This window comes from Chryseobacterium viscerum (assembly GCF_002899945.2).
Lineage (GTDB): Bacteria > Bacteroidota > Bacteroidia > Flavobacteriales > Weeksellaceae > Chryseobacterium > Chryseobacterium viscerum.
In genome coordinates, this window is the sequence record NZ_PPEG02000016.1 from 1 (window position 1) to 17426 (window position 17426).

The window sequence follows — 17426 nt, forward strand, 5'->3', positions numbered from 1 at the left end:
AAAGCAGTGGCACATTGTCTGAAAATACAACAGTAGGACAGGGTATCCATACTCTTGCATTTACTTCGGGTGCTACCAATGGTTTTTCTGTAGATGGTGCAACTTTCTCTGTAGATGCTGCTAATGACCGTTTGGGAGTTGGTACAGTTTCTCCAAAGGTAACGCTTGATGTAGCGGCCAGAGCGACTGATGGTTCAGCTGCTGAAGGACTTAAGGTTCCTATGCTTACAGGGAATGCACTGTATGCTGCGGCAACCAACGGAAAGTATACTTCTTCACAAGATGGTGCTATTGTACACGTTACGACAGCAGCAGATTTAAGCAAACGTACGGGACAGACCGAATACATAGATTCTTCGGGGCTTTACTATTTCAATGTAGTAGAGGGGACTTCTGGAAAATGGATTAAGTTGGGTTCAGGAACAACTACTGCTTCAGTTATGGTAGATTGTAATGCGAATGCCTTTGTTGGCAATTATAGCAAAGGAATTGCAATGATGTCATCTAACAAGTTTTCAGTAACAATTACCAATAACACATTTTCAACAGCGAGTATTGCATTTCAAGCGTCTGATTTATCACTGAGTGGTGTTTCGGGCATTACGGTGGTATCTGTAACACCAGTATCTGCATCTTTGAATGGCGGGCAATCGCAATTGGTAGAATATACTTTGAGTGGTACACCAACTTCTTCCAGTTTATTAACAGGTGAATGGAGAAAATTGTCCCTAAACTGTGTAAAAACAGTTCCTGTAATCGATCCTACTGTTACTTCATTTAATTGTTCTGGAGCTACGAATACTGGATCTTTATCGTCAGGGGTTTCTGCCAGTGGAGTGAGTTCAGTTATTTCGTATACAGGAGGTAATGCTGGTGTTTACAGCGGTCAATCGGTAAGCTCTACGGGTGTTACAGGGCTAACAGCAACTTTATCCTCAGGAACATTAGCAAATGGTAATGGTAGTGTAAGCTATACAATTAGTGGTACACCATCCGGATCAGGAACAGCGAGCTTTTTGATTAGTATCGGTGGTCAAAGCTGTACATTCACGAGAACAGTTGCACTTTCAGGTGCTATCAGTTCTCTGAGTTGTTCTGGAGCTACGAATACTGGATCTTTATCGTCAGGGGTTTCTGCCAGTGGAGTGAGTTCAGTTATTTCGTATACAGGAGGTAATGCTGGTGTTTACAGCGGTCAATCGGTAAGCTCTACGGGTGTTACAGGGCTAACAGCAACTTTATCCTCAGGAACATTAGCAAATGGTAATGGTAGTGTAAGCTATACAATTAGTGGTACACCATCCGGATCAGGAACAGCGAGCTTTTTGATTAGTATCGGTGGTCAAAGCTGTACATTCACGAGAACGGTAATATCACCTATTCCTGCCAATATTACTTTGGCACAAAACAGGATGTATATGGTAGCTTCAATCTATGACAAGGATTATTTACCTTATACAGCACCAGCAGGCGCTGCAACAAGTTCTACACAAGCAGCTGATGGAACCAATGAATCAGTAACAGTAAACGTACAGGGGAATATTACAACAACAGGTGTAATGGTTACCATACCGGTCACTGCCACAGGGAGTGGCACCTTATCTGCATATTCAACCACAATTACAGTATCTGCAGATAAGACCGAAGATGGCATCAGCAGAGATCTAATGTTATCTTGGACATCACAGGCTTACACTTCAGTAACTACATCAATTACTGCTACAATTAAAGCCATAGGTGGTACATTAAATGCTAAAAAACTGGATATCAATGCCGGTATTGGTAATGACACTTTGGGAATATTACTAGGGCAGTTTATGTATCCTTATAACAATGCAGGGAATATTACCAACTATAATATAAGGGATATTGCTGGCATCCCGGATAAAGTGTTTGCTACGCCTCAACAGCGCAGGATGTTGTATTTACCGATTGTGGCAGAAGATGGAAATATTTGGTTAAACAACAATTTAGGGGCTTCTTACAGTAATGTCGATCACCCCAGTTTCAATCTGGCACAACAAGCCACTTCTTCTTATGATTTACTGTCATATGGCAGCCGATTTCAATGGGGTAGGAGACCTGATGGACATGAGTTAATTGATTGGATTAATAATAGTCCTCCAGGAGCGTATGTAGGAAAGCTTCGATTTGGTACAAGTACCTTTAGAAGTGATCTGCCAACCAATGTCTTCTTTATCATTAATGCTTTATGGAATGGTGATTGGAGAGTTACGACGGATCTTACGCTTTGGGCTTCAGAGTCAAGTCCTAACAATCCCTGTCCTTTAGGTTTTAGAGTGCCTAAGTATGAAGAATTCAAAAATTTATTTAGTTATTTAACAATCAATAATTATCCTATAGATGCAGCTTTTAATTCAACTTTGAAAATTTCCGTGGGGCCCAGCGTAACACATGAATATGGTGTTTTATCTGGTAATAACGGTTATTGGGCTAGCAATACACTAAATGAAGGGCAGAATTTTTCTGCATTGATGTATCTTCAACAACCATTTCCAGCTATGCAAATTGCAAAAGAACCGCGTGCAAACGGATTGGCAGTTCGTTGTATCAAAGATTAACCCTGAGCTCTTTTGTTGAGTCTGTCGAAATTTACATAATGGTATTGTACTTAAAAAAACAAATAAAAAATGAATAAAATACTGTATTTACTTTTATTTATAAGCAGTTATTCTTTTTCCCAGAAAATAGAAGGCCGCTTTAAAAATCTCAAAAACAATGAAATTGTTCTATCAGGCTATGATGGTACAAAAGAAAAAGAATTGGTAAAGGCAACCACCGATAATGATGGCCGCTTTATGCTCAATTATCCTCCTAATTATATTGGTGCAGCAATGCTTCAAACCAAAGGAATAGGTAGTGTCATCGTACTGCTCAACCACGAAAACTTTACGATGCAATGGGAAAACCCGCAGGATTTCAATACGCTTACTTTTACAGGTTCACCAGAAAATAATGCTTTTGCTCAAGGAATAAGTATCAATCAGGAAACAGAACAGAAGCTGACTGGATTAAAGTACCTGCGGCCTTTGTACAAGAATCAGACCGAAAAATTAAAATGGCTGGAAGATGAAATAAAGATTCAAGACCTTGTTTTTGAAAACTATTTTCACTCTTTGTCTAATCAATGTTATGCTGGAGAATATCTGAAGTTGAGAAAGCTTCTAGTCGATATGCATCTTACCCAAACCAGATACAAAGAGCTTTCCCGGGTAAAAGAACATGAAGAAACTTTTGAGAAAATAGATTTTACCAACGTGGCTTTATGGTACAGTGGTCTTTTAAAAGAGATCTTAACGGATTACTATCAATTATTAGAAAATTATAAAGATGAAAAAATAATTACAGAACATTGCATAGAATCCAACAATGTATGGCTGAAATCTTTGGAGAAAGAAGCTTCTAAATTGCAGGAAATAGCAGAGTTTTGTTTTACGATGCTGGAGAAAAAGAATCTAACCAAAGCATCAGAACACATTGCATTGGCTATCCTTAATAAAAAGAATTGTCAACTAACCGATAAACAATCCAATTTATTTGAGCAATACCGGAATCTGGCACTGGGAAAGATAGCTCCCAATATCAATCTAAAAAATAAAAGTACTCTTAAAGATCTGAAGAACAAATATAAACTTGTAGTATTTGGAGCAAGTTGGTGTCCGAACTGTCAGAACGATTATCCTTCTTTGTCAGGCAAATATAAAAAGCTTAAAGAAACGCATGATTTGGAAACAATTTATGTCTCAATTGACACAGAAAAAGTGGCTTTTGAAAACTATTATAAAGAAGCTCCTTTCAAAATGTATTTTGATGGCAAAGGCTGGGATACCCAGGCAGCAAAAGATTACCACGTTTTTGCAACACCCACTTATTTTCTACTTGATAAAGAGATGAAAATTATAGCAAAACCTAAGAATCCGGAAGAATTGGAAGGTTGGCTGATGAATATTAATTAAAAAATTAAGTGAGTTAAGAAGAAGACTTAATATAAGTTTGATTCATTAATTATTTTTTACGTTTTGTGTTTTCCGGGAAAGGAAGAATTTATAAAAAATGGTTTCATAGTGGTATCCTTTCCCGGTTTTATTAAAAATAGTAATCAATAAAGAATTTATATAGCGTTTGGGTGATTTAATTTAAGATTATAGCATTTTAAGGCTAGATGGAAAGATGAGAAGAATAAAGTAAGTATTATAAAAATAAAGCAAGAGTAAGAATCAGTCGATAACCCTTTTTTGACTTTATATATGTGAGATAGCAACAAATTCCCTTTTGTTCTCATTAATATATAAGTTGTAAAAATGGTTTCTAGAAACGCAAGTGTTTTATGTTTCTGCCTGGATAATTTAAGGCAACAACTTGTTATCCGGGCATTTTAATAATAAATATATGACTAAAGAAATAAAAGAAATCCATATCGGTGAGATACTTTTAAGAGCCGTTAAAGAGAGAGGAATCCATGAAGAACGAATTTGTAAATTCTTTGGATGTAGTAGTTCAGAAGTTTCAGAGATGTATATCAATAGGAGTATTAATTCTGAACTTCTTTTAAGATGGAGCAAGCTGCTGGAATACGATTTTTTCAGGATTTACAGCCAACATCTTATTTTGTATTCACCACAGGCGGCTATGATTACAAAGAATAAGACATATACCACCCTTCCAAAGTTTCGAAAAAATATATATAGTCATGAGGTAATAAAATTAATTTTAGAAATCATTAATACCGGTGAAAAGACCATTCAGCAAATAGTATCAGAGTATGGAATTCCGAGAGCTACAGTATATAAATGGATGAATAAGCATAGGTCTTTAATAGAACAATAAGAGTATCATTAATAGTAGTACATACTATATTTCTTGCTAAACTCGACGTTTTACACCAATAATTATTGCCTAAGAGTGATGATAATTTCATCAATACATACAGGAAAATATTTTATTATCCAGTGTTTATTGAATGGATCTATTATACGGATGAAGTAGTGTGTGAAAATAAGATTTATTAGTTTATGTGTTTTTGGGAAAATATTGTTATACAGGTAAATTTTATTAAGTTATGGGAATTTGCAAGCTAATTAAATTTTTAGAGAATCGTTTCTTGAACCATAAATTTTATAAGGATGAGTTCAAACAAGAATACTGGAAGGATGTAAAACGCAGGAGATATTATATTCGAATTATTAAGGAGAATCCTGAGTTTAGGGGTAAGACTAGATCGGAGATAGAATCTTATTTCGGGAGTAATGAATGTAAGCATCTGTATACCAATCGGTGGACGTATTTCATAATGATTAAGAGAAGAAAAGAATATATACTGGCTTTTTATTTTGAAAATAATGTTTTGATTGATATCCGGTATGAATACAAATATATCAAATGATTTTTTATACTATCTATTGTATGATCCAATATATGGATTTACAGGACAGTTTCTTTCTTGAGATTAAGATAATCCTCCCGTTATGAATCTTATACTGTGATCTTGCGTGAAGTTGTAGTTTTAAATAAACTCAGAATCAATACCGATACAGGAGGCAATTACTTAATCAGTGGAAAATTGCCTATTTAATTCAGTTTGAGATTAATGAAATAAAGGAAGTAATTAAAAAAATATGGATAATGAACGTTTTGTAACTTCTATTATGGATGAGTAGAGTGAATATAATTTTTTAACATATAAAGAAATAATAGATGATCGGATAGCTGATCTTTTTTAAACTTATAACAATGAAACATACACCTAATTACCGAAAAATTTACGAGGACATGATCTCAAAAAAATATCCTGAAAAGGCAGATGCTTGTAAAAGTATTTTAAGTAAGGAAATGCTTAAAGTGATAGATGTTATAACGTTAAATAACATCATTGTAGGATTTAATGAGCATCAGATAGAAACCAATCAAAAGCTTAAGTCCTATGATAAAGATACTATTTTTGATATTTTGCTATATCAGAAAAAACATCGACTGAATAATGTTCAGACAGCTAAGCATTTTAATCTCAGCCGCAATACATTGACCAGTTGGAAGAAAAATTTCATTGTTGGATATAAAACAGGATTACCAAAGCTATAGAATTAATTATTTATAATAGAGGAAAAGGGAGATTTGATCTCACATTTATACGCTTTTGAATGATTACAGAAGTATGGAATAAAATGTTATTTCACTTCTTGTGTTTATGATTTTAAATGCAAGAAGGGAGGGCTGCTTTATTTATAAAGTATAAAATTTACCCCTATTTGATTAGTTTACCCCAGTTTTTAATCAAGTTGAGAGGAGAGTAAGCAAATAGTAAAAAGTAGGCCTTTTCTTGGTTAATCAATATTAATAATAAGATAGACAGGGTTTATCAAGAATTTTTCATAGTTTTTTAAGTTGCTGGAGGAAGGTTTAAAAATACAAATGTTAAGTTAAAGAGTACTTCCTCCGGTTTTTATTGAAGAAGAGATAGGTATTGTGAGGGTTTTGATAAACAGCAAAATACATCTCCGATGTCTGGATATTTATAATACCCGAAAAGCGGATTCTCTAATTTCACTTTCAGCAATATATTTTTCCTTCATATAGTGGAAAAAACCAATTCAATGCTTAATGTATTTAGACAGGTACTCGGGGCTTGCTTATATTTTGAAGGTGAGGTCTGGGATATTCAGATTGTAAAAGATTATTATGTTTCTGCAATACCTACTTATTTTCTACTTGCTGAAGATAGGAAAGACCCAACAATCCAAAGAAGTGTAACATTGGCTGATGAATATTAATTAAAAAAAATTAAATAATGTAATTGAAGATTTGATAGTTAGCTGATTCATTACTTAGTATTTATGTTTTACGTTTCCGGGAAAGATAAAATTTATAAAAATTCATTTGATAGCAGTATCCTTTCCCAGTTTTATTAAAAAAATAATCAATAAAGAACATATGGAATTGTTAGATATTTAATTTCTGTGTTTGGTATGTACTTAAAGGTTGTAGCATTTAAATGTTACTTGGAAAAATGAGAAAAATGAAACTAGATAAGAAATAAAAATTGCCCTTTTTAGCTTATACGCTTGAGATCACCACAAATTCTTTCTTGTTCTCAGTACTTAAAACTTATAAGAAAGTTGTTAAAGGCGCAAATGTCTTTTTGTATCCGGCCCCGGATATTAGGTTAATAATTTGTTATCCGGACATTTTTAAACAATAATTAAAAAAAATAGAAAATTTATGACCCTTGAAATGAAAGAAATTCACATTGGAGAAATGCTTTTGCGGGCAGTTAAAGAGAGAGGAATCCATGAAGAACGAATTTGTAAATTTTTAGGATGTAGTAGTTTAGAAGTTTCACAGATGTATACCAATAGGAGTATTAATTCTGAGCTTCTTCTAAGATGGAGTAAACTACTGGAATATGATTTTTTCAGGATTTACAGCCAACATCTTATTTTGTATTCACCACAGGCGGCTATGATTACAAAAAATAAGACATATACCACAATTCCTAAGTTTCGGAAAAATATATATTCCCATGAGGTAATAGAGTTTCTTTTGGAGCTCATTAATACCGGAGAAAAGTCCATTAATCAAGTCATATTGGAATATGGAGTTCCTAGAACTACCATATATAGATGGAAGACTAAGCATGGATTTTGAAAAGAAGAAAAAATACTTTAATAGCCGTTAAATTAAATTAGGTTCTTAAAAGAGATCAATTTTATTGTTAATAGCAAGGATAAATTAATAGAGGTAGATTATAATGGAATTAAATATTATCTAAATATATGATTTGTTATTTGAGAAGAGTCAATAGAGAAAAAAGGATTCTTTCTCTTATCTATCAAAAATGGGCTGCTTGTATTTGATTTCATTCTTAGACTGTATTTTGTCCATCCATGAATTTCTAAAAAGGATAAAACATGATATGAGTAAAATAGATAAAATCATTAGCAGTCCGAATATGTTAATCAAGTATATAAAAATTTATAATGGAAAAAATTTCTATCCTTATCGTAAATTATAATAATGGAAAATATTTTGCTGATTGTTATTATTCTATAATAAATCAGACATATGATAATTGGGAGGTTGTTATCATTGATGATGCTTCAACTGATGATTCATTGGAGATTATACAGAAAATTATAGGGAGTGATTCTCGATTTAGGTTATACAAAAATCAGGTAAATAAAGGCTGTGGAACCGTTAAAAGAAAATGTATTGAATATGCAGTCGGGGAAATTGCTGCTTTTCTTGATCCTGATGATGCACTTTATCCGACAGCTTTGGAAAGGTCAGTTCAATCTTATAGTAAAAACGGGAATATTGTGGCTACATATACTCGTGTTATGATGTGTGATGAATATCTAAACCCACAGAAGCCTATGAAAGGTATCAAGCAGGTTTATAATACTCCTTATTTCTTCAATTGCCCCATCCAGGTCTCACATTTTTTTACGTTTAAAAAAGAAACATATTTAAAAACTCAAGGAATTAATCCTGATCTTAGAAATGCGGTAGATCAGGATCTATACTTGAAAATTCTTGAGCATGGGAACCCTCTATTCATTAATGAAAATCTTTATTATTACAGGTGCCATTCTAAGGGAATCTCTCAACATAAATCAAAACATAGCGCAAAAGAATCATTTGCTCGTGTTATATATGAAAGTATGGTTAGAAGAAATATAAATAAAATTAATTATAGTAAAATACCAGATAGATATAATAATTCAGCAGAAATTTATTCGCTCCTTAATTATCAACAAGATTTTTTTTACAGGTTGAAAATAAAATTTAAATTTTATTTTCAACAAAGGGGGCTCTTAAGTATTAGCTCTCTAATCCGATATTGCAGCGAAAAATTACAAAAAAATAGAAATAGTGAGTGTTGTGATTAAAGTTAAATATTTATTTATAAAGTTAATGAAATATACATTATATAAGTATGAAAATAAATAAAAATTTTATTAAGATAATTTTGATCAGTATCTTTACAACTATTATTATAGTTGCAGGTATTGCTATCTTTTTTCAGATAAGTCCTTGGCCTGATTCTATTTTGATTCGTCATACATTTAACGAAAATGGCAGGCGGGTGTCTGAAGAAATAGAGCCTTTTCTTCCTTCAGAAATTGGTAGCTTGTATGATCTTGAATATATTGAGAATGATAAAGATGCTCTTCTAGATGTTCATTTCCCTGACTCTATTTCAACCACTGGTCAAATGCTTCCTACCATTGTTTGGATTCATGGTGGGGCATGGGTTTCAGGAAGTAAAGAAATTGTTGCTAATTACTGCAAAATGTTGGCTGGTAAAGGCTTTACTGTCGTAGCGATAGATTATTCGGTCGCTCCTGAGTATACTTACCCAACTCCTGTTATTCAGGGTAACAAGGCACTTGATTACCTCAATAAAAATTGTGCTGACTTACATATTGATCCTTGCTCAATTATTATCGCAGGAGATTCTGGAGGCGCCCAAATTGCAGCCCAGTTGGCCAATATCATTTCTGAACCTTCTTATGCGGCTAAGTTTGATATAAAAGCTGCAGTGAAAAGAGAGCAGCTCCTTGCTGTATTGTTGTTTGGTGGGGCATATGATCTCAATGATATGAAGCTGGCTGATCTGGAAAGTTCTGATAATGGTTTTCTGAGAACCGTATTATGGGCTTATACCGGGAGTAAGAACTTTAATGATGATCCTGAATTGATAAGTGCTTCTGTTTCCGATTACGTTACTGATACATTTCCTCCTGCATTTATAAGTGTGGGAAATGGAAATCCTTTGGCCAGCCAGTCCTACATATTTGCAAGAAAGCTTGCAGGATTGAATGTTAAAGTTGATACTTTGTTTTTTTCAAATAACTATAAACCATTACTCTCTCATGAATATCAGTTTGATTATAAGACAGCAGATGGCAAAATGGCATTTGGAAAAAGTGTTGCTTTCTTGTCTTCAATAGTTAAGAATCACCGTGACTGAATTTATGATGCCTATTTTGCTTTAATTTTGAGTAATTTCTCTTAGAATAGATGTTCAGTCTTTTATCTAAATTTGAAAAATGTTTGCATTCGTGTCTATAATCTTTACATTCTTCAGTGATTTTGATAGCATTATGCAGGTCAGTCTGTAGAATCCTGCGAAATTGACCACCTGAAAAAGTGGTAAAGGGGCTGTCTTAGACATAACTTCGCAAAAAACGATTTATGGCTAACAAAAACTTTTCCTGTCTATAAAGGTTGACCATTCCGGTTTAGATAATGCCTGTAAAACAGCTTTGGGATATGAGATTATACGTCGGGCTTTCAAAAGAATTTGTGGCAATATCATGGCACAAATAATTTTGAAAGGCTGAAATGGTTTTAGTTGGGTAAATTCAAATCCCTCACTCTCCGTAGTTACCTTAGAACGGTTTTAATGGCGATGTGGTGGTGATCCGCTTATCCTTGAAAATGGGCTAAAACCAATTGTACAAGCCAATTTTCCTGCAGGTTTTGCGGGCCTTATGCTGATGATACTGTGTAGCGGAAAATCAGGCTCCTTTTCTGTTAAGCAATGGCTCATCCGCTCATATAAGGGCATAGTACCTCCCAGTTGTTTAACAAAATTCAGGATGCCTGTTCTGGCAGCAAGATTGGTAGGAAATAATTCTGGTATATGAAGGAATAAAGTGAGCTCAGGCGCGCTATGAGGCAAGGTTTTATAGCTCGCTCCTAAACTTAAGTCATTAAATTTTACCGAACCGGAAATACTGGACAGTGCATTAATCAGTAGGGGCAGCTGACCTGGGATTTCAGCTGTCAGAAGGAGCTGATGTAACCCTAGCGGATCACTCCGTTCTATTTTAAAATAGTACTCTCTTACATCAGGCATTCCCGGCACTAAACCAAGAAGCATTGGCCTCAAATATTTAAGATCAGGTAATCCCGGAATGCCCTGCATCATCTCCTTTTTAAAATGGGCATACATTGCGGGAACAACTTCCTGGTAGACCTTAAAAGCCTTTGTACTACCTTTGTGGCGCACGCTGACCCAGCTTCCGAAACATTGCAAGGGCTGTATCATCAGCGTTTCCAAAAAAGAATGGTCCTTGGGAGTAAAATAAGGAATCAGCTTTTGAATAAACTGGTATTTCTCTTTTGTTTTTCCATTGAAAAGCCCGGGTTCGGCGGTATAACAAATGTCATTTGAATCCGAGCTAAATGAAAATTCAAAAGGTAAGCCACTTGGAGTAAGCAGGCTCCCTGATGCCGGAAGCCCAGCGCCTGTAGCCTCCAGCCAGGGCTTACAGAATTTCTGCAGCATCGGCTGGATAGAAGATACAAGCACCGGATAGATTTCGGCTATTTCATTTATTGCGGTAACAAGCTCGGGTATTAACTGTTCTTTAGTTTTGATAAGCACTGTATTATTTTTGCTGCTCCTGTAAAGCTGGTTCCTGTTTCTGTTGAACTGAGGCAGAAGCTGGAATATCGAAAACTACATCCGTAAGGTTGCTGAAAGCTATCGTTTGAACCTTACTGTTACCGGCGATATAATTTACCTTACAATCGTAGCTTACGGTATTTCCATGCTGGATAGAAAGCGTCTGGAATTTATTTCCCATCTCTCCCTTGTTCCATGTAAAGATCTGTTGCTGATTGACGCCGGTTCCGTTGTTATCCGGAGCTGTCCCCTGAGCTACTGTTTGTGTGATCAGTACCTGTACAGAACTAAAATCTGCCTTATCCCAATCAATAGCCGAAGGATCAATTTCGAGCGTGTAATAACGTTGTTTTGGCGTTACCATGATAGAGGGTTGCGAATTCTGGATCTGCTGTGAATTGATGTCAATCTGACCACTGGCGCAATTGATAGATGCAGAATACATTAATGGCTGATCTCCGGAAAGCAATCCGGTAAATAACGCTCTTTTAAACAAACCTCCTGATGGACTTACATCCGGAGTGATATTGAATACCGCAGGAGAGGCTTTAGTTGGCTGGTTACTGCTATATCCGGGAGGCAAAGCAGGTGCTGTTTCATACCACATGTTTACAGTTGCGTCAAATACGGGGTCAGTAGCTGCATCCGCAGGGGAAACAAATACAATCAGGTTGCAGGTATGTACCGCATTGACTGCCGGTAAAATTTGCAAAAAGCCATTCTGATTTTGTACCAGCGGTGCATCAAACTTTACAATGCCTGGAAAGATGTAGGAGACCTGATAGTTATAGGTTGTACTAACGGGCATTGATTGCAAAGAGCTGATAGTTGTTTTCTTTAAAGAATCGCTGGCGAGTATTTTTACCACCTGCCGGATGGATTTACTCAACGGCTCGTCGGCATTTACATAGCTGAAATTGACATCCAGTTCAACAGGATTGGTGCCTTCCGACGTAAACGCCTGTGAGGCGTCAAAAACGACTGTCAGGATCCCGGCTTCCTCAACCTTAAGGTCAAATGAACCGCTGGTGATATTTTCTACTTTGCCGTTTACGGTAGCCATGTTGGGGTCTTCATAGTCTACAGCATATTCCAGCGACCAGGCCGGGCCTGCAACGGGTGAATAATCAGCAACAAATGTTTTGCTGCTATTACTTGTAAAGGTATAAGTTGCATTGGCCTCCGACAGGGTAGGGTACTGAAGCGTAACGGTTACACTTTTTACAAATGCAGGTTTTGAAAGTCCGTCTACCAGTACTGTTGGCACTGTTGCGATCTGATCCTGGCTGTCTGACGAAAAAGGAAGATTAGTGGCAACGGTCATTTGTTGTTGCTGCTCGTTAACGATACCGACAAAATTGTCAATATTGAGGCCCATATCTGTAAAAGTAGGCAAAGAAGCTGTAGGTTCGATCAGCCAGTCGACCACTACATTGTCAACAAAGCTGAAGCTGAAATTACTTACTTCATTGATGCTGAAATTCTTATCGCTCTTGGTGCTTTGCAGCTCAATTACTTTCTGCACTTCTGCAGAAACCATATTGGCCAGGGTAGAATTGGCCCAATCGGTAACAGACTGTATCAATTCGGCAGGTGGGTTAGCAATGCCCCATGTGAGCGTTACCTTGGAGGCAGCCGACTCTTTGAGCATTTTCTCTACAGATCCGGGGCTCGTTTGATCTCCCCAGCTGTTGTAACTCGGTTGGGTAACCTGGTATTGATAAGCGATGGAGGAATCGAAGTTGAGCAGGGCACTAACCCCTTGTAGTCTGGCCGGAACAGAAAGGTAATATTTGATGTCAATAGCACCACCGCTATTGGAGAAGTCGCCTTTTAGGGTATCTAATTGTTCCTTAGTTAGATCAATCAGAAAGGTGGCGACATTACTGCCAAAGTCAGAGGCAGTTGTGTAAATGGACGTGGTTACCCCGGCGCATAGAAAATCAAAACTCACGCTCGAACCTCTGTTGAGGGCCAGTGAGGTAAAAACCGGCTCGGAAACGTTGGGAAACCTGGTTGGATTAGCTTTAATTGCTGAAGCAATAGCCGCTTCTATTTTTTTGGGGACAGACAATTCTACATCGAAGCGGCAAGAACCACTGCCATTATCCGAACCATCTGTATGATAGGTAAGCATATGATAGGCTGGATTTCCGGCATTATCGACTACAAACTGAGGCTTGGGGATAATATAAAATGTATTCGGGTTTGGATTCGGATCGAGCTGATCATCACGGTAATAATCCCAGCTGTAGCCGGTTTCGTCTTTATAGGTTCCTTTTAATGCGAAATTTAACATGATAGTGATTTTTAAGAGCGTTAAAAAAATGGGTTGTTGGAAAATCGTTTTTAAGTTGTCATCAGGTTTTGTGCAAAATCTGCAAGTTGTTGCCACTGCCTTTGTGCGACCTCAAAATCAAGTTGTTTGAAACAACTTGCATAATCGTCGTCGGCTGCATCATTCAGATCTGAAATTACCAGCTCGAACTTTTTGTGGGTAATAGCCCAGGCATCCAATATGTTTTGTACTGCCAGCTGAGACAACCGCATATTGCCAAGCTGATTTTCCAGAATTGCTTTTGCGTAAATGATCGTAATCAAAGCCGGGTTAATATTTAAGCCACTCACTTTCAGAGAAATATTCATATTGATGTTCACGATCACACTGCATGGACCTAAAATGTTGTTATCAATAAAATTTTCTCCGATCACAGCCGTCATTTCAGCGACCGATTTGGCGCCATCTAGAAATTTCGAGGTTGCAATACTCAGATCGTTAGCCAGCATCTGCTGATTGTTGTTGACAGTAGTGACATAGGCACTTACCGCACTTAGGGTTTCTGTTACGTTTTTTTGCTGTGTGTTTACCTGTGCGAGGATGTCGCTGAGCAGGTCTGTTACCGATTTACGTTGTGCAATGGTCGGTTTGCCACTGGGCTGTTTACTGATTGCACCGAAGATATTCCCCAGGTTATGTCCGCTGCGCTGAAACTGTCCGTTAAAGTCGATAATGGTCTGAGGGATTTGCCTGGAAATACGTGGACAAATCTGGCTGATCCAGTTTCGTGAATTTCCCTGAACGGTCTTGATATCTGTATTTATCGGTACATACCAATCAGGCATATTCCTCAATACAGGAACAGCCGTAATCGATGCTTGTGCATAGTTGGTTACAACAGTCGCAGAAGAAGCGGTCTGTTTCAGATCTTCCTGCGAAATATCAGGATTCCTGAAGTCTGTATTCGTATTAACTATTTGTATCATGTTGAGAGATAGGAATAAATTAAAAGAATGGACTTAAATATGGTTATGCTGCCTTAGGATTTTTGACATCAATTACCTGGTTCTGAATCGTTGTAACGGTAGTCTGCATACCGCGTGCAAAACTTGCGAAGTCTGCCCAGTCTTTTTTTGCAACTTTGATATCCATTTCGAATTCCTCCCAGTCAGGTTTTACTTTTTTAGGATCACCCGAATGAATAGCTTCTGCGGCCTCGTCCAGATCTTTCTTTACACTTGTCAGTTTTGTTTTCATCATTGCCCACCAGTCAGCTATGTCAACAAGCGACTGGGCCATATCTTTATTCAGGTCCACAAGTTTGGTAATAGAAGTGTTCATTACGGTTAATGAAGCGAGTTGTTTTTGTTCTTCATCCAATTCTGCAGTATCGCTATTTAGCTTGTTTTGGGCATCCGCGAGTCTGCCTGCGTAAATAGATATCACTGTTGCCATTTCAGCGATAGAGCCAACAATGATAAAAGCACCTATAACCATCGCAACCGGTGCACCAGGCCCTGCTGATACAGCACCCAATCCTACTACAGCAACACCAACAAACAGGCCGATACCCCCTGCAAGACCGGAGGCTAAAATAACGGCATTATCTTTGGCAATTTCGGCATTCTGCTCCGCTATGTCGGCCGTAAGATCGTTAATAATCCTCTGATCATCGAGCTGAGCGGCCTGGATACTGTTATTTCCTGTGGTTAGATTTGTAAGATCAATACCTGCATTTACCTGAAATTCTGTAAACTGACCTTGCAGCTCGCTGATGTTCTTCGCTTGCTCATCGATGTGTTTTAAAATCCAGTTGAAATCTTTTTGGATCGTTTCTATTTGTTCGCTGGTTGGGTTGTCATGAGTTTCATCCAAGACCTTTAACATGCTGTCTGTGCCGACATCAAAACGGTTACCAATATCTATTATTGCCTGAGGGATCGTAGAAGTAATGGCAGGTTCCAGTACGTTAGTCCACATCTCTGCATGCTTTCGGGCCTCGCCCAAATTTGTATTCAGGGTGTTGAACCAGGAAGGAGGCGGATTAAGGATGGTGTGGATTTCTGTTTGTGTTACTGCAATGGAGTAAGCGCGTATTTTGGTTAGAATTTCTACATGGTTGGCCAGTAGGTCTTTTTGTCCGGTTACGTCTTCCGGAGCGAGAGATGCAATGATTCCCATAGTTTTGTTTTTTTGAGAGTGAAAATTTAATTAAGATTAAGAACACCACCGTTTGACATGCCGATGGCTGATTTTTGAATGTTAACAGCTGTTTGTGCAATCGTACTCCATGCATCGGCAGCTGCAGAAAAGGTTTTTATTTCAGGTATTGTTCTAAAATTCATATCACTGAAATTCTTCATGTTGTCAATTACCTCGCTAATTTTCTCAGTTTCTGATTTCCAGATTGGCGTAATATCTAAAGCTGTATTGACACTGAGTAGTGAATTTTCTACATTTTGGAGCATGACTTTAATATTTTGCAGGATTGCAATTGCCTGATTTTCTATCAATAATTTTCCCTGAAGTACTTTGATTTCCCTTAGATTATCTACGACTTTGCTCGAATTTATTGCATTGACAATAGCTGCATAAGTAAGTCCTCCTACAGCAACAACCATACTCACTACCGGAATGGCCGGATTAACTGTTGTTGCAACTGTAAATCCATATGATAACAAAGCAAATGACAAAGAACCACCGGAAGTAGCTACGCCAATCATCCCGTGACTTGCCTTTTCCGTTTCACCTGCAATATCCTGGTACAGTTTATTGATCTTATCAATAAAGACCTGTGCCTTCGCTTTGTCTTCTTTGATATCATTTTCTGCATCAGCTAATGATTTTTCGATGATGGTCTTGTAGGGCTTGAAGCTGTTGGAAAAACCGATTACAAATCCCTGTAATGTTTCCGTATCAGCAGGATTGTCTTTGATCCGTTTTTGAAGCCATTTAAAATACCCGGTGACTTGCTCTTTAGTAGTAGCAGTTTTCATATTCTCAGCAACAACCTGCATGCTGTTACTATAGCTGATAAAGTTTTGTGGGATCTGAGAAATCACCAGAGGGCCCTTGTTGATCAGCCAGTCGTTGGCAAGTTGCTGTGCTTTTCCAAGATTTTGTTCCAACTCCGTCATCCATTGTGGAGCCGGTTGAAGGGGAAAGAATTGCGATTGTTGGAGCGATATTGCCGCCAGTGTGATCGATTGATAAGACTCGAACAGGTTCAAAACCAGTTGATCCACGATCGTTTCATCGGGTGAGAGCATAATGTGAGCGTTAGATGATTAATTAAGATTCCATCAAATTTATTACTTTTGTTTGTTAATTAATTAGGTGTAAATACCTAATTATTGAAAAATACACAACATAATTACCATTCAGGCTAATTGTTTACTATTTGCTAATACTGGTGACCATACGATTGCCCTCATCTTTATAGGTGATGTCCCGTACAGGTATCCTATTATTTCCAGGAATTTTATGTTAAGACACGACAATGAATTAAAACCTATCCTTTAATCACCTATGAACACGCCATCAAAGAGAGAATATTTAAAGAGAGGTTAGATCAGCTGCGGGCAATGTATCCATCTGGCTAAAAACGATTGAGAAAGAATTCAATTAAAGTATTAGTCTATATTCTCACTTCGAAAAATGGGCAGCCATTGTAAACAATTATCTAGTTTCAAAGAACTCCAAGCAAAATCGTTC

At 37.2% G+C, this 17426-nt stretch carries 12 protein-coding genes and 1 pseudogene; 8 read left to right on the forward strand and 5 right to left on the reverse strand.

From position 1 onward, the window contains the following. The 8 genes and pseudogenes from C1634_RS25145 to C1634_RS25180 form a co-directional block, all read left to right on the forward strand. Positions 1–2582 (forward strand): annotated as a pseudogene (locus tag C1634_RS25145) (hypothetical protein); the annotation flags it as partial. Positions 2583–2651: 69 nt separating this feature from the next. Next, a complete protein-coding gene (locus C1634_RS25150) occupies positions 2652–3977 on the forward strand; it encodes a TlpA family protein disulfide reductase (RefSeq protein ID WP_109739349.1) in 1326 nt (441 codons plus the stop codon). Between the two features lie 433 nt (positions 3978–4410). Continuing rightward, a complete protein-coding gene (locus C1634_RS25155) occupies positions 4411–4848 on the forward strand; it encodes a helix-turn-helix domain-containing protein (RefSeq protein ID WP_109739350.1) in 438 nt (145 codons plus the stop codon). Positions 4849–5751: 903 nt separating this feature from the next. Beyond that, positions 5752–6099, forward strand: a complete 348-nt coding sequence (locus C1634_RS25165; RefSeq protein ID WP_103232487.1) for a helix-turn-helix domain-containing protein — start codon at positions 5752–5754, stop codon at positions 6097–6099. A gap of 512 nt (positions 6100–6611) precedes the next feature. Beyond that, positions 6612–6788, forward strand: a complete 177-nt coding sequence (locus C1634_RS26195; RefSeq protein WP_165835405.1) for a hypothetical protein — start codon at positions 6612–6614, stop codon at positions 6786–6788. A gap of 448 nt (positions 6789–7236) precedes the next feature. Beyond that, a complete protein-coding gene (locus tag C1634_RS25170; RefSeq protein ID WP_103232486.1) occupies positions 7237–7662 on the forward strand; it encodes a helix-turn-helix domain-containing protein in 426 nt (141 codons plus the stop codon). Positions 7663–7994: 332 nt separating this feature from the next. Next, positions 7995–8906, forward strand: coding sequence for a glycosyltransferase family 2 protein (locus C1634_RS25175; RefSeq protein ID WP_228410170.1), 912 nt, complete (start codon positions 7995–7997; stop codon positions 8904–8906). Between the two features lie 47 nt (positions 8907–8953). Further along, complete coding sequence (locus C1634_RS25180; RefSeq protein WP_103232484.1) at positions 8954–9991, forward strand: alpha/beta hydrolase; 1038 nt, start codon at positions 8954–8956, stop codon at positions 9989–9991. Between the two features lie 432 nt (positions 9992–10423). Here the strand turns inward: C1634_RS25180 and C1634_RS25185 are convergent, their stop codons facing one another. From C1634_RS25185 to C1634_RS25205, 5 genes are read right to left on the reverse strand one after another with little or no spacing between them, the layout of a single operon-like run. Further along, complete coding sequence (locus C1634_RS25185) at positions 10424–11413, reverse strand: hypothetical protein (RefSeq protein WP_109739351.1); 990 nt, start codon at positions 11411–11413, stop codon at positions 10424–10426. A 4-nt stretch (positions 11414–11417) separates the two neighbouring features. Next, on the reverse strand, positions 11418–13733 hold the full coding sequence (locus C1634_RS25190) for a hypothetical protein (RefSeq protein ID WP_103232482.1): 2316 nt from the start codon (positions 13731–13733) through the stop codon (positions 11418–11420). A 50-nt stretch (positions 13734–13783) separates the two neighbouring features. Beyond that, positions 13784–14698 (reverse strand): HBL/NHE enterotoxin family protein, encoded by a 915-nt coding sequence (locus C1634_RS25195; RefSeq protein ID WP_103232481.1) that lies wholly within the window; start codon positions 14696–14698, stop codon positions 13784–13786. 43 nt (positions 14699–14741) lie between these two features. Next, entirely contained in the window at positions 14742–15893 is a 1152-nt protein-coding gene (locus C1634_RS25200; protein ID WP_109739352.1) for an HBL/NHE enterotoxin family protein, read from the reverse strand. Between the two features lie 26 nt (positions 15894–15919). Beyond that, positions 15920–16981, reverse strand: a complete 1062-nt coding sequence (locus tag C1634_RS25205; protein WP_123921585.1) for an alpha-pore-forming cytotoxin MakB — start codon at positions 16979–16981, stop codon at positions 15920–15922. Positions 16982–17426: the final 445 nt, after the last annotated feature.

What these genes read in the sequence shown, in the direction of transcription:
- C1634_RS25205 (WP_123921585.1), bottom strand. Translation starts at nt 16,981, where the DNA reads ATGCTCTCACCCGATGAAACGATCGTGGATCAACTGGTTTTGAACCTG.
- C1634_RS25175 (WP_228410170.1), top strand. Translation starts at nt 7,995, where the DNA reads ATGGAAAAAATTTCTATCCTTATCGTAAATTATAATAATGGAAAATAT.
- C1634_RS25180 (WP_103232484.1), top strand. Translation starts at nt 8,954, where the DNA reads ATGAAAATAAATAAAAATTTTATTAAGATAATTTTGATCAGTATCTTT.
- C1634_RS25150 (WP_109739349.1), top strand. Translation starts at nt 2,652, where the DNA reads ATGAATAAAATACTGTATTTACTTTTATTTATAAGCAGTTATTCTTTT.
- C1634_RS25200 (WP_109739352.1), bottom strand. Translation starts at nt 15,893, where the DNA reads ATGGGAATCATTGCATCTCTCGCTCCGGAAGACGTAACCGGACAAAAA.
- C1634_RS26195 (WP_165835405.1), top strand. Translation starts at nt 6,612, where the DNA reads ATGCTTAATGTATTTAGACAGGTACTCGGGGCTTGCTTATATTTTGAA.
- C1634_RS25165 (WP_103232487.1), top strand. Translation starts at nt 5,752, where the DNA reads ATGAAACATACACCTAATTACCGAAAAATTTACGAGGACATGATCTCA.
- C1634_RS25195 (WP_103232481.1), bottom strand. Translation starts at nt 14,698, where the DNA reads ATGATACAAATAGTTAATACGAATACAGACTTCAGGAATCCTGATATT.
- C1634_RS25170 (WP_103232486.1), top strand. Translation starts at nt 7,237, where the DNA reads ATGACCCTTGAAATGAAAGAAATTCACATTGGAGAAATGCTTTTGCGG.
- C1634_RS25190 (WP_103232482.1), bottom strand. Translation starts at nt 13,733, where the DNA reads ATGTTAAATTTCGCATTAAAAGGAACCTATAAAGACGAAACCGGCTAC.
- C1634_RS25155 (WP_109739350.1), top strand. Translation starts at nt 4,411, where the DNA reads ATGACTAAAGAAATAAAAGAAATCCATATCGGTGAGATACTTTTAAGA.